Origin of the sequence: Chryseobacterium balustinum (assembly GCF_900168205.1) — a bacterium.
In the GTDB taxonomy this organism is placed as follows: domain Bacteria; phylum Bacteroidota; class Bacteroidia; order Flavobacteriales; family Weeksellaceae; genus Chryseobacterium; species Chryseobacterium balustinum.
Map to the genome: position 1 here is coordinate 631,477 of NZ_FUZE01000001.1, position 13,815 is coordinate 645,291.

Here is a 13,815-nt window from a genome sequence, read left to right on the forward strand (position 1 = left end):
ATTATGAGTTTTCAGAATTTTAAGAAATTAGATGTTTGGTTATTTGCAAGAAAATTAACCAACTCAATTTATACCGTGACAAAAGAATTTCCGAGTAGTGAGCAATTTGGTTTAACAAATCAAATGAGAAGATGTGCTGTTTCTGTTACATCAAATATTGCAGAAGGATGTGGCAGAAATACTCCAAAAGGAACGTTGGTTTTTTTATACATATCTCGGGGTTCTCTTTTTGAATTAGAAACTCAACTATATATTGCATTTGATCAAAATTATATTGATGAAATTTTTTTTAATACAATTGATGAAGAAATCCAGACATCTAAAAAGTTGCTAAATGGATTTATAAATTATTTCAAAAAACAAGAAGATGGAAAATAGAGAAGAGATGCTAAACACTAAAAACCAAATACTATACCCCAAATACCTTCGTTTATCAGGCCTCGAGCCTTTGATTATAACTCCTGAATCAAATTTCATCAACGTTGGTGAAAGAACTAATGTTGCCGGATCTAAAAAGTTTTTAAGATTAATAAAAGAAGAAAAATTCTCTGAAGCCTTAGATATCGCAAGAGATCAGGTTGACGGTGGAGCTCAGATTCTTGATGTTAATTTTGACGATGGTTTGATCGACGGAAAAGCTTCCATGATTAAATTCTTGAATTTAATTGGTTCAGAACCGGATATTTCCAAAATTCCAATCATGGTCGATTCTTCCAAATGGGAAATTTTGGAAGCAGGATTACAGGTTGTTCAAGGAAAATGTGTAGTCAATTCCATTAGTTTAAAAGAAGGAAAAGAAGAGTTTGTAAAACACGCTAAAGCGATCAAAAGATATGGAGCAGCTGTTATCGTGATGGCTTTTGATGAGGTTGGTCAAGCTGATAATTACGAAAGAAGACTCGAAATAACGAAACGGTCTTATGATATTTTGGTTGAGGAGGTTAAATTTCCTGCAGAAGATATTATTTTCGATTTAAATATATTCCCTGTTGCAACAGGAATGGAAGAACACCGTAGAAACGCAATCGATTTCATCGAAGCAACACGTTGGGTAAGACAAAATCTTCCGTATGCTTCGGTGAGTGGGGGAGTTTCGAATGTTTCGTTCTCTTTTAGAGGAAATGATACGGTGCGTGAAGCGATGCACTCTGTATTTCTTTATCACGCCATCCAAGCTGGAATGAATATAGGAATTGTAAACCCAGCAATGCTTGAGGTTTATGATGAAATTAATAAAGAACTTCTACAACTCGTTGAAGATGTAATTCTTGATAAAAGAGATGATGCTACAGAGCGTCTTTTAGATTATTCTGAACGAAATAAATCGGTTAAAAAAGAAAAAGTAGAAGAACTGGAATGGCGTACTCATCCATTGCAGGAGAGAATTACGCATTCTTTGGTAAAAGGAATTGACCGTTTTATTGAAGAAGATGTAGAAGAAGCAAGACTGCAATCTGCGAGACCACTTCATGTTATTGAAGTCAATCTGATGACCGGGATGGGCGTTGTCGGTGATCTTTTCGGAAGTGGAAAAATGTTCCTTCCACAAGTTGTAAAATCTGCCCGCGTAATGAAAAAAGCAGTGGCATATTTGCAGCCTTTTATTGAAGCTGAAAAAGACGAAAAACAAAAAGCCAACGGAAAAATATTAATGGCAACCGTAAAAGGGGATGTTCATGATATTGGTAAAAATATTGTGAGTGTAGTTTTGGGTTGTAACAATTATGAAATCGTTGATTTGGGGGTGATGGTTCCTGCGGAGAAAATTATACAAGCAGCAATTGAACATAAAGTTGATGTTATTGGTTTAAGTGGATTGATTACCCCAAGCTTAGACGAGATGGTCTACATTGCATCAGAATTGGAACGTCAAAATCTTAATTTTCCATTATTAATCGGTGGTGCAACTACTTCAAAAGCCCATACTGCGGTTAAGATAGATTTAAAATATAAAAATGCTGTTGTTCATGTGAATGATGCTTCCAGAGCTGTAAATGTAGTAAGCTCATTGCTTGGCGATCGAAATAAAGAATATGTTGATGACCTGAAAAATGATTATTCAGATTTCAGAGAAAAATTTCTGAACAGACAGGTTGATAAAAATTATGTTTCTCTTGAAGACGCCCGAAAAGATAAGTTCAAAATTGATTGGGAAAACGAAGAAATATTTACTCCTAATCAACTAGGAATTCATGTTTTTGAAAATCAGGATTTGGAAGAATTGATTCCTTTTATCGATTGGTCACCGTTTTTTAGAAGCTGGGATCTGCATGGGAAATATCCGAATATTTTTGAAGATGAGGTTGTGGGTGAACAAGCTAAAGAATTATTTGCAGACGGACAGAAAATTTTAAAGAAAATTGTTGATGAGAAGTTATTAACAGCAAAAGCAATTTTCGGAATTTTTAAAGCTAACTCAAATGAGACTGATGATATTTTAATTTATGATAAAAATAATCAAGAGCAAGTTAAATTTTTAACCTTAAGACAGCAGGTTCAAAAGTCAAAAGGAAAAGATTATCTGGCTTTAAGTGATTTTATTGCCCCCAAAAGTACCGGAAAAACTGATTACATGGGAGCTTTTTGTGTGACGACAGGTTTCGGAACCGATGAATTGTCTAATCAATATGAAAAAGATAATGATGACTACAATGCAATCATGGTAAAAGCCATTGCCGATCGTTTTGCAGAGGCTTATGCTGAATTTTTGCATAAAAAAGTTCGTACAGAATATTGGGGATATGCCAATCAGGAAAATTTAAGTAATGAAGAATTAATTGCAGAAAAATATAAGGGAATTCGTCCTGCTCCTGGTTACCCTGCGTGTCCTGATCATTTGGAAAAACATGCCATTTGGGATCTTTTGAAAGTGAAAGAAAATATTGGAGTTTATCTTACCGAAAGTTTAGCGATGTTTCCTACAGCAGCAGTTTCCGGATATTATTTTGGAAGTCCACATGCTAAATATTTTGGATTAGGAAAAATCACGGAAGAACAGGTGAAAGAATATTCTGAGAGAAAAGGAATTTCTTTAAGAGAAGCTAAGAAATGGCTTTCTCCAAATTTAGCTGATGGAATTTAAAATCCTAAAATTTATTTCAAAAAAAATTAAAACTTACTATTATTAAATGAAAATCACAGACCATATAAAAAACGCCAACGGCAAAACTTTATTCTCCCTCGAAGTAGTTCCGCCACAAAAGGGAATCGGAATTGAAGATTTATATAAAAATATTGATCCTTTAATGGAGTTTAAACCTCCATTTATTGATGTAACGACTTCTCGAGAAGAATATATTTACATAGATAAAGGGAATGGTTTGATGGAGCGCCGGATTACCAGAATGCGTCCCGGAACTTTGGGGATTTGTTCAGCAATTCAGCATAAATATGGAGTTGATACTGTTCCGCATTTGCTTTGTGGTGGTTTCACTAAAGAAGAAACAGAGTATCTTTTGGTAGATTGTATGTACCTTGGAATCGACAATATTATGGCCCTTCGTGGTGATGCGATGAAAGGTCATCAGTATTTTGAACCCACTTTAGGAGGTCATGCAAGTGCAATGGATTTAGTAAATCAGATCAATAATTTAGGACGTGGAAAATACCTTCATGATGATGAGCAGATTTGTGATGAACATAACAAATTTTGCATCGGAGTTGCCGGTTATCCGGAAAAACACATGGAAGCTCCCTCAATGAATTATGATTTAAAATGGTTGAAACAAAAAGTGGATGCAGGTGCAGATTATATCGTTACCCAAATGTTTTTTGATAATAAAAAGTATATAGAATTTGTTACTAAAGCGAGAGAAATGGGGATTACAGTTCCTATTATTCCTGGAATTAAACCTATTGCAACAAAGAAGCATCTGAAGCTTTTACCACAAGTTTTCAAAATAGATTTACCAGAAGATTTGATCAATGCTGTTGAGGGTGCAAAAAATAACGAAGCCGTAAAACAAATTGGTATTGAGTGGGCAATCAGTCAATGTCAAGAATTATTAGATTTTCAAGTGCCAGTTTTGCATTTTTACTCAATGGGAAAAAGTGATAATATTAAGAAAGTGGCGGGAGAGCTATTTTAAAATAGTTAGTAAATTGAAGAAATAAGGCTTTAGAAATTTTTCTAAAGCCTTATTATTTATAGTTCGGTTTGGTATTGAACCAATTTTTCAAAAACACTTTTAGTGGTAGGTTTTGAAGAATTTGTATTAAAAATAAACATTCCGCTGTCGATGTTGAAAAAATATTTTTTTGTACCATCTGACACCGAAAACCACTTCAGTAAACCATTTACAATATTCACATCCTCCCATTTTACTGAAGATTCGTCTAATATAAATGTATATGGATTTTGATTTAAAGTGTCCCTGAAAATAATTTTCTTGTCTTCTACATAAATAATTCCGCTTCCCTGAAAAGCTTTTACTTTAAAGAATTGATTTTGAGTGTCTCCCATGTTGTAACGTACAAATGCGTAATATTCAGGAGTACCTATTTTTTCCAGCAAGATCTTTTGTTTTTTCTTTCTGCTTCTGGCAGCGAGATAAGCAATTAGAAAAATGATTGCTGGAATAGAAAATATTAATAAAAGGAAAAAAAGAAAAAAAATAATTACTGAATCCATAGTTTTTATTTTTAAATTATAAATAAGGATGCCTCTCAAATTCTTTATTCTGGTCAAACAAATATCGGTAAGTTACCAATTTTCTGGTAACTGTAGTATCAAGATTTTCAGCAATTTTTATCATTTTAGGATTAAAATCACCGATCCATTGTAGCTCAGTAGTTTTGAAATCAGTGTGCTTTCTTAGATGTTGTGTGCCTTCCCATATCATATATCCTTCCAGACCTTTTTTCTGCCATTCTGGGACAACTCCAAAAACAAGACCTACCATTTTCTCATTTTTTTTGAACTTTTTAACCCATAAAAATTTTAATTTTTCAATAATTCCGAATTTTCCGTTCAGGTATTTAAACCATTGGTTCAGATCGGGAATATTCATCCACATGGCAACTGGTTTTTCATTTTCATAGACGAACCAGGAAATATGTTCATTGATGATGGGTTTCATTGTTTTAAACATTTTCAAAGTCTTTGATTCGTCTAAACATTTTCCTTCACCGTGTGAAGCCCAGGCTTTATTATAAATTAAAGTGAAATCTTTTGCAAATTTCTCCAGATTATTCTTTTTCATCGGTCTTGCCGAAATCTCTGGATTTTTGCTGTGCTTTGCATGCATCACTGTGAAAACCCTTGAAACTTCTGCGAAAATAGGTCTGGAAAAACACAATTGTTCAAAATAAATTTTAAAACCATAATTCTGAAAAAGCTCTTTGTAATAAGGAAAATTATAATTCATTCCATACAAAGGTTCGATAAAACCTTCTGTTAAAAGCCCCCAAAATTTATCACGTTCTCCGAAATTGACTGGTCCATCCATCGCTTCAATTCCTCTTTCCTGGAGCCAGTTTTTGCAATGATTAAAAATAAAATTAGCAGTTTCCTGATTATTGATACAGTCGAAAAAGCCAATTCCGCCAGTCGGTTGATTCTGTTCGTAAGATGTATTGATGAAAACAGCAATTTTTCCTACAGTTTCAGATTTATTTTTAAATAAGAACCTTACACATTCTCCGTTTTTATAAAATTTATTTTTTTCAGGATTGAAAACCTCATTGATGTCTTTGTCTAAAGGTCTGATGTAATTTTTGTCGTGTTGATAAAGTCTTGCCGGGAAATCTAGAAACTTCTTTTTTTGATGGGTATTTTGTACTTCTTCAACAGTAATCATAACTTTTTAGCAGAATAAAACCGAAAGGTAATATTTTTCAGTATAAATTGAAATAGCCGAAAAGATTTTATCCGTATTTTTGTTGAAAAATTATTTAAAATGGTTGATTTTACCGATAACGATGATGATATTTTTACAGGGAAAGAGCATACGCCAATCCGTGAAGATGCTTTTGAGAAATCGCCACAGGAAAAAATAGAAAAAATTACCGAACTTTTTGGCGAAATTATGGAAACTTTAGGTCTTGATATGACTGATGATTCTTTAAAAGACTCTCCGAAAAGGGTTGCGAAAATGTATGTTAACGAAATTTTCGGAGGTTTACTTCCCGAAAACAAGCCAGGAATTTCTACCTTTTCAAATAAATATAAATACCGCCAAATGTTGGTGGAAAAAGATATTACAGTTTACTCTTTCTGCGAACATCATTTTTTACCAATTATTGGAAGAGCGCATGTTGCCTATATTTCAAATGGAGATGTAATTGGTCTTTCAAAAATCAACAGAATTGTAGATTATTACGCAAAAAGACCGCAGGTACAAGAAAGACTGACAATGCAGATTGTTGATGCGTTGAAAGATGCTTTGGGAACAAAAAATGTTGCCTGCATTATCGATGCTAAACATCTTTGCGTTAATTGCAGAGGAATAAAAGATACCGCAAGTTCAACGATTACGGCAGAATTAAGCGGGATTTTCAGAACCAACCCTATTACAAGACAGGAGTTTCTACATTATGTAGGAAGCCATGCAAAACTGGATTATTAAAATTTAAAGTAATGATAAAATTTAAAAAAGTTTCAAATCAGATTTTCATCACAACCATTATTTGTTGTTGCTGTGAATGCTGCTGTTAAAAGAGTTCTTTCTTTTAATAGATGAAACTGTAGAATAAATTTTAAAAATCATTAAATCTTTTAATTAAAAATAAAATGCAACTAAAAATATACAATTCGCTTACTGCGGAAAAAGAAATATTCAAACCAATTTTAGAAGGAAATGTAGGAATGTACGTTTGTGGACCGACTGTTTACAGTAATGTACATTTGGGAAATGTGCGAACTTTCCTTTCTTTCGATTTTATTTACAGAAGTTTGACCCATCTTGGGTATAAGGTAAGATATGTAAGAAACATTACCGATGCAGGTCACCTTACCGATGATGGAGATGTAAATAACGACCGTTTTGTAAAGCAAACCCGTCTAGAAAAATTAGAACCTATGGAAATTGTACAGAAATATACTGTAGATTTTCACAAGGTTTTAGATATGTTCAATTTATTACCTCCAAATATTGAGCCTACTGCAACCGGTCATATTGTAGAACAGATTGAGTTAACTCAGAAATTAATCGAAAAAGGATTCGCCTATGAAAGCAATGGTTCTGTTTACTTTGATGTTTTAGAATATAACGCAAGAGGTTTAAATTATGGTGAACTTTCAAAACGTAACATCGAAGAACTTTTTGCCAACACAAGAGATTTAGACGGTCAGGGTGAAAAGAAAAATCCTCAAGATTTTGCATTGTGGAAAAAAGCTTCTCCAGCACATATCATGCGTTGGAATTCTCCTTGGGGAGAAGGTTTTCCGGGATGGCATCTTGAATGTACTGCAATGAGCACTAAATATTTAGGTGAAACGTTTGATATTCACGGTGGTGGAATGGATTTGAAATTCCCTCATCACGAATGTGAAATTGCACAAGGAAAAGCTTGCAACGGAGCTTCTCCGGTTAATTACTGGATGCACGCTAATATGTTGACAATGAATTCTCAACGTATGAGTAAGTCAACAGGAAATTATATTTTACCGATGCAGTTAGTTTCTGGGGATAATGATTTTTTTGAAAAATCTTTTCATCCAACGATTGTTCGTTTTTGCTTTTTACAGGCACATTACAGAAGTGTTTTAGATATTTCTAATGATGCGATGTTAGCGAGCGAAAAAGGCTTCAGCCGATTGATGGAAGCGTTAAAGATATTAAATTCAATTACTCCGAATGATGAGAAACAGTCTGGTTTTAGTTTGGAAGATTGGAAAACAAAATGTTATGATGCGTTAACAGATGATTTCAACTCACCTGTTCTGATTGCTCATTTATTTGAAGCGGTGAAATTTATTTTTGCTTTAAAAGATGAAAAAGAAACAATTTCTACTAAAGATTTAGACGATTTAAAATCAACATTAAATGCTTTTGTTTTTGATGTTTTAGGATTACAGAATATTGAGGAAAATAATAATGAGAAATTAGATCAGACGTTACAGGTTTTAATTGAATTGAGAAATCAGGCAAGAAAATCTAAAAACTTTGACCTTTCAGACCAGATTAGAGACAAACTTCTAGCTGAAGGAATTGAGCTAAAAGATGGTAGAGAAGGCACAACGTACTCTATTTCTTAATCTTATTATTCATAAAATTTACATCCCTTTCAAATTAATCATTTGAAAGGGATTTTTTATTAACTTTGAAAAATATCCATTAAAACTATTAACTATGATAAAAAAACTATTTTCTTTTATTCTTGTGTTCTTTTCATATCTGGTATTGTTTTCTCAGTTTAGTTGGTTAAAAATGAACACAGTATATCCTTCAAGTGTTGATAATGTTTCTATTCATTACAGTATTGTTAACGAGCAGGTTGTTTGGGCTAATTATTGGAATACTAATGGCAAAGTGGCATTCACAAAAAGTACGAATGGAGGAGCTACTTGGAATACGATACCCGCAGTATTTCAATACAATGATTATAATTTTTCAGTTACTGATTTTTTTGCAGCTTCAGAAAATGTTGCCTTTTTAGCGACGACTTTTCAAAATAACATTGGAAGAGGGCGCTTGTACAAAACCACAGATGGTGGTAATACTTGGAACTCAATAAAAGATTTTACGACAGGTTTAACTTACGTTCATTTTTGGGATAAAAATGTAGGGATTGTAGTTTGCTACCCAGATATGAGTAATAATGGCTCAAAAAAAATCGAGATATTTAAAACCACAGATGGTGGGGTAACATGGGTTCCGAAGGGAGGCGCCTTGCTTACGAATTCAAAACCTAATCAAATTCCGAGATATATAAAAGATGATTTAGGAGATTCTTTTTGGTTTGGCTCTAGTGATGGTGAAATGATTAAAACTAATGATAAAGGGACTACATGGACGGTAACACAAACGCCTTACACTACATCTCATTATGAACTTGACAGTAAAAGTTTAGGGTATTTTGCGATCATTGATGCTAATACGGCATATTTTACAGATTATAATACCGGAAAACTTTACAAAACTACGGATGGTTTTTTAACAGAACAATACGTAGGTGATCCGGGATTTGGTAAACAAACATATTTAGAAAAGATACCGAATACAGATATTCTGATTGCAGTGTCTGGAAGTTTTTTTCTTGGGAATCCAATAGGGTCAAAATACAGTAAGGATGGTGGTCAGACATGGAATCTTATTAGCAATATAGGTAGAGCACGTGTGAAGTCTAAAGGAATTGACGCTACTTTTGCCTTTGGATGGGATGGCTTAGGCGGAAATGATGATTATTGGAGGATCGTAAAACTAGCTGGAAGACCAATTGATCCTCAGAATCCAGGAACTCCTCAGAATCCGGGAACTCCCCAAAATCCAGGCAATCCTCAAACGGGGTCAGGAAGTGATTCTGATATTTTTGCAATTTATCCTATTCCTACAGGTGATTATCTGCACATTAAATCAAAAATCTTATTAGACTCATTTTCTATTTGGGATTTTTCTGGAAGATTAATTTGGCAGGGAAAAAGCGCAGATAATAGAATAAATGTTTCAGGTCTTAGCAAAGGAGTTTATTCTGTTTCTGTATTGCATCAGGGGGTGCATCATTATAGAAAATTCATCAAAGAATAAATATCTTCATCAAAAAGATTAATACTCTCATTACTTTTGTTTTGAGAGTTTTTTTTTATTTTCTTATTCAAGAAAATTATTTAACTTAGTAAAACTAAAACAATTACAAATAAAAATTAACACATGAAAAAACATTTATTCCCTATTATCTTACTATTACTTGGAAATACGATCAGTGCACAGCAAGATTTTTTTGCATTGACAGGTGAAAATTCTCCAAGAATTGAGTTTAGTGATTTCCGTGCAATGAATTCAGACGGAACTTCCGGTGAAAGTATTTTTACTGTTTCTTCGGAAGCAAAAGTAATTTCTCAATCAAGAAAAGCAGCAATTACAGAAGATAAAAACTCTTACAATCATGCTCAGTCGATGACTTTGGCGGCGCTAGCTTTTGATTCTTCGGGCAATAACTTGGTGTATATGCCAATGTTTTCATCTAATATCTATATTTTAAATCAGAAAACCAAAGAGATCACTTTAGTTGAAAATTCCGTTGCTAGAGTTACATCTTGCGATATCAATTCGCATATTACAAGAATGACAAATGGCTATGATGGTAATATTTATGCCATCAATAATGCAGGAACGCAATTTATTCAAATCAGTAAAAAGAACAATCAATACGTTGTAAACGATCTTGGAATTATTAAAGATGATGTTTCGAACGGTAAAAATTCTTTTACTGCGATGGAAACAGGTTTTGGTGGCGATATGATTGCTGATGCGGATAATAATTTTTACGTTTTTGCAGCTTCTGGAAATGTATTTAAAGTTTCAACTAAAGAATTAAAGGCAAAATTTGTAGGTAAAATTACAGGTTTACCTGAAGCATATTCTGTAAATGGCGCTGCAGTAAATGCTAAAGGAAAAGTAGTAATTGCAAGTGCAAAAGGAGCTGCTTTGTATGAATTAAATCTTAATAATCTGGAAGCAAAACAACTTCCGGGTGAACAGAATCTGCATATTTATGATTTGGCAAGTAAATATTTTGCAAACGACAGAGTTGCTGCTGTAAACACTTTGGCGAATATTGACATTTATCCAACAAAAGTTGATGAACAAACGATTACGGTGAATGTAAATGATAAGGCTGTTAAAGGAAATATTAAAGTGAATATTTTTGATGTTTCTGGGAAATCGGTGATGTCAACAACTTTATCGGTGAAAGATGGAAGTCTTAATCAGCAGATTCACCTTAGAAATTTGGTAACCGGAACGTATGTGGTGAGCATCACAGAAGAATCAGGGAAAACCTTATTATCAAAGAAAATTTTAGTCACAAAGTAAATTGACTTTTATAATATTTTAAACCTTTTCTCAATATTGAGAAAAGGTTTTTTAATGAAAATATGATATTGCAACCGTCTGTTTTTCAATTTTTAAACGTATTTTTAAGAAAATTATACATCGATGAAATTGTATTTTAATATTGAATATCATACAAAACCAGGTGAGAAGCTAGAATTGATCATTGATGAAAAAGATTCTGCTGCTCGAAGTTATATGATGTTTCATACCGAAAATGGTTTATGGAAATGTGAAGTAGATTTTTTTTCTAAATCAATTGCTTACAAATATCAGCTTAAAGACGAAAAGGGAAATATTTTACGCGAAGAATTTGTCATGCATCATTTAGGTTTTCCTCACAACTACAAAGAGTTTTTAATTTTTGATGAGTGGAATAATAAAAATTTTCCTGAAAATTATCTGAACAATAAGATTCTCAGAAACAAACTCAGTCAATTAGTTCCACGAAAGCTTTCGGTTTTAAAAAAGCATACCCATTTATTCAGAATTGAAGCGCCCGTTTATAATTCTAACTGGGAAATTGTTTTAGTAGGAAATACGCCTTCTTTAGGCAATTGGAGTTATGATAACTCAATTCATTTATCTCAGACTGATTTCGGGATTTGGGAAGCTTCTGTTGATATTCAGGAAATTCAGCTTATTCAATATAAATATGCAATTTTTGATAGAACAAAAGGTAAAATAATAGATATAGAAAGTGGTGAAAATAGGTCGACAATTCCTAATCCACAAAAAGATGTTTTGCAGATTGTAGCAGATCATTATTTCAGGTTTAAATCTTACCAAATGTATCACGATGCAGGTGTTGCAGTCCCGGTATTTTCTTTGAGAACCGAAAATGGTTTTGGTGTAGGAGAGTTTTTTGATCTTAAAAAGCTTGCCGATTGGTCAAATGAAGCATCATTGGGAATTATTCAGATTTTGCCAATTAATGATACCACTGCTAATTATTCGTGGACTGACTCATATCCTTATGCGGCGGTCTCTGTTTACGCTTTACATCCACAATATATTTCAATTGAAAATTTAGATTTTAATTTACCTAAGGAACTAGTTGAAGAATATCAAGCGGAAAAAACAGAATTAAATTCATTAGATTTAATTGATTATGAAAAGGTTATTTCCGCAAAATGGAAATATCTGAAACTTGTTTTCACTACTGAAAAAGAAAAAATTTATAAAGACAGAAATTTTAAAAAGTTCATTAAAGATAATGAAGAATGGCTTCTGCCTTATTCTGCATTTTGTGTTTTAAGAGATAAATATAAAACACCCAATTTCAACGAGTGGAAAACTCATAAAAAATATATCGCAGGAAAAATATCTCCGTTTTTTGCGGTAAAAAACAAAGATTACGATGCTTCGATGCTTCATGCATGGGTACAATTTCAGCTTCATAAACAATTGAAAGATGCCGTTGAATATGTTCACAGTTTAGGAATTTCATTAAAAGGAGACTTACCAATTGGAATTTATAGATATTCTGTTGAAGCATGGACTGAACCTGATTTATTTGGGATGGATTTTCAGGCGGGTGCACCTCCTGATCAATTTACAGAAATAGGGCAAAACTGGGAATTTCCTACCTATAATTGGGAAGCGATGAAGGCCGATAATTACAGGTGGTGGAAAAACAGATTCAAAGCTTTAGAGCAGTATTTTGATGCGATGAGAATCGATCATATTTTAGGGTTTTTCAGAATCTGGAGAATGCCAATTTCTGCTACTCAAGGAATTTTGGGGTATTTTTATCCGGCAGTTCCAATTGTATTGGATGAATTTAAAGCGAGACATATTCCTTTCGATTTTGAAAGATATTGTAAGCCTTTTATCAATGATGATATTTTAGAGAAATTTTTTGGGGAAGAAATTTTTAAGGCTTTAGAATTTATCCATAAAAATTCTGACGGAACTTACCAATTTAAAGAAGAGTTTAATACTCAAAGAAAAATCGCCAATTATTTTAAAAATAAACCTGAAGATATTTCTGAAAAATTGATTTCTCTTTGTGCAAATGTTTTGTTTTTGGCAGAAGAAAAAAATGGAGAAACGGTTTATCATCCAAGATTTAATGTTTTTAAAACTGAATCTTACCAATATCTTTCTGATTGGGAAAGAAAGTCTATTTATGAGCTTTATCAGGATTATTTCTTTAAAAGACAGGATTGTTTGTGGAAAGAAAAAGCCATGGAAAAACTTCCGGTGATCCTGAATGCAACAGATATGTTGATTTGCGGTGAAGATTTGGGCATGGTTCCCGACTGTGTTCCTGAAGTGATGGATGAACTGGCGATTATAGCGTTAAAAGTTCAGCGTATGCCATCAGGAAATATTCCATTTTATAATCCAAAAAATGCAGGTTATATGAATGTGGTGACGGCTTCTTCTCACGACAGCTCGACGCTTCGTCAATGGTGGAAAGAGAATACTGATTTTACACAGACTTATTTTAATCAGCAACTGAACCAACATGGCAAAGCTCCCAATGATTTAGAGCCTTATTTAGCTGAAATTATCCTCAAACAACATCTTTACAACGATGCGATGTTAGCAATTTTCCCAATTCAGGATTTCTTTGCAATCGATGAAAATTTGGTTAATTCAAAGGTTGATAATGAAAGAATTAATAATCCTGCAGTGTTTCCGCACTATTGGCGTTACAGAATGCATGTAAATCTTGAAAAATTAACAGAAAATTTAGAATTTAATCAAAAAATATCAAATTGGATTAATGACAGCGGTAGAAATTGATTGAAATTATTAATCTGAAAATCAATTATTTAAAAATATTTTAAAGGAAGTTTCATCTTAGGATTTAACT

10 protein-coding genes are annotated in these 13,815 nt (G+C 33.1%); 8 read left to right on the plus strand and 2 right to left on the minus strand.

Features of this window, described 5'->3' with window-relative positions:
• Positions 1-3: 3 nt before the first annotated feature.
• Genes B5X64_RS03085 through metF form a run of 3 tightly spaced genes read left to right on the plus strand, consistent with a single transcriptional unit; the run spans position 4 to position 4,088 of the window.
• Positions 4-378, plus strand: coding sequence for a four helix bundle protein (locus B5X64_RS03085; RefSeq protein WP_079463827.1), 375 nt, complete (start codon positions 4-6; stop codon positions 376-378).
• On the plus strand, positions 368-3,082 hold the full coding sequence (gene metH, locus B5X64_RS03090; RefSeq protein WP_228418707.1) for a methionine synthase: 2,715 nt from the start codon (positions 368-370) through the stop codon (positions 3,080-3,082). The genes B5X64_RS03085 and metH overlap by 11 nt, the downstream gene beginning before the upstream one ends.
• Positions 3,083-3,128: 46 nt before the next feature.
• On the plus strand, positions 3,129-4,088 hold the full coding sequence (gene metF, locus B5X64_RS03095; RefSeq protein ID WP_079463828.1) for a methylenetetrahydrofolate reductase [NAD(P)H]: 960 nt from the start codon (positions 3,129-3,131) through the stop codon (positions 4,086-4,088).
• A gap of 56 nt (positions 4,089-4,144) precedes the next feature.
• On the opposite strand, the gene B5X64_RS03100 is transcribed toward metF, so the two are convergent.
• Both B5X64_RS03100 and B5X64_RS03105 read right to left on the minus strand, forming a co-directional pair.
• The gene (locus tag B5X64_RS03100; RefSeq protein ID WP_079463829.1) at positions 4,145-4,630 is read right to left on the minus strand and encodes a hypothetical protein; all 486 of its coding nucleotides are present in this window, start codon (positions 4,628-4,630) and stop codon (positions 4,145-4,147) included.
• A 16-nt stretch (positions 4,631-4,646) separates the two neighbouring features.
• Positions 4,647-5,798, minus strand: coding sequence for a hypothetical protein (locus tag B5X64_RS03105; RefSeq protein ID WP_079463830.1), 1,152 nt, complete (start codon positions 5,796-5,798; stop codon positions 4,647-4,649).
• 99 nt (positions 5,799-5,897) lie between these two features.
• Between B5X64_RS03105 and folE the strand changes: the two genes are divergently transcribed.
• The 5 genes from folE to B5X64_RS03130 all read left to right on the plus strand — a co-directional run bounded on the left by folE (position 5,898) and on the right by B5X64_RS03130 (position 13,745).
• Positions 5,898-6,566, plus strand: a complete 669-nt coding sequence (gene folE, locus B5X64_RS03110) for a GTP cyclohydrolase I FolE (protein ID WP_076557562.1) — start codon at positions 5,898-5,900, stop codon at positions 6,564-6,566.
• A 164-nt stretch (positions 6,567-6,730) separates the two neighbouring features.
• A complete protein-coding gene (gene cysS, locus B5X64_RS03115; RefSeq protein WP_079463831.1) occupies positions 6,731-8,197 on the plus strand; it encodes a cysteine--tRNA ligase in 1,467 nt (488 codons plus the stop codon).
• A 172-nt stretch (positions 8,198-8,369) separates the two neighbouring features.
• A complete protein-coding gene (locus B5X64_RS03120; protein WP_164463455.1) occupies positions 8,370-9,686 on the plus strand; it encodes a T9SS type A sorting domain-containing protein in 1,317 nt (438 codons plus the stop codon).
• 123 nt (positions 9,687-9,809) lie between these two features.
• Positions 9,810-10,973, plus strand: coding sequence for a T9SS type A sorting domain-containing protein (locus B5X64_RS03125; RefSeq protein ID WP_079463833.1), 1,164 nt, complete (start codon positions 9,810-9,812; stop codon positions 10,971-10,973).
• Positions 10,974-11,096: 123 nt separating this feature from the next.
• Positions 11,097-13,745, plus strand: a complete 2,649-nt coding sequence (locus B5X64_RS03130) for a 4-alpha-glucanotransferase (protein ID WP_079463834.1) — start codon at positions 11,097-11,099, stop codon at positions 13,743-13,745.
• The last annotated feature ends 70 nt before the right edge of the window (positions 13,746-13,815 follow it).

Coding starts and splice junctions, on each gene's coding strand:
- folE (WP_076557562.1), top strand. CDS start 5,898: ATGGTTGATTTTACCGATAACGATGATGATATTTTTACAGGGAAAGAG.
- B5X64_RS03130 (WP_079463834.1), top strand. CDS start 11,097: ATGAAATTGTATTTTAATATTGAATATCATACAAAACCAGGTGAGAAG.
- metF (WP_079463828.1), top strand. CDS start 3,129: ATGAAAATCACAGACCATATAAAAAACGCCAACGGCAAAACTTTATTC.
- metH (WP_228418707.1), top strand. CDS start 368: ATGGAAAATAGAGAAGAGATGCTAAACACTAAAAACCAAATACTATAC.
- B5X64_RS03085 (WP_079463827.1), top strand. CDS start 4: ATGAGTTTTCAGAATTTTAAGAAATTAGATGTTTGGTTATTTGCAAGA.
- cysS (WP_079463831.1), top strand. CDS start 6,731: ATGCAACTAAAAATATACAATTCGCTTACTGCGGAAAAAGAAATATTC.
- B5X64_RS03100 (WP_079463829.1), bottom strand. CDS start 4,630: ATGGATTCAGTAATTATTTTTTTTCTTTTTTTCCTTTTATTAATATTT.
- B5X64_RS03125 (WP_079463833.1), top strand. CDS start 9,810: ATGAAAAAACATTTATTCCCTATTATCTTACTATTACTTGGAAATACG.
- B5X64_RS03105 (WP_079463830.1), bottom strand. CDS start 5,798: ATGATTACTGTTGAAGAAGTACAAAATACCCATCAAAAAAAGAAGTTT.
- B5X64_RS03120 (WP_164463455.1), top strand. CDS start 8,370: ATGAACACAGTATATCCTTCAAGTGTTGATAATGTTTCTATTCATTAC.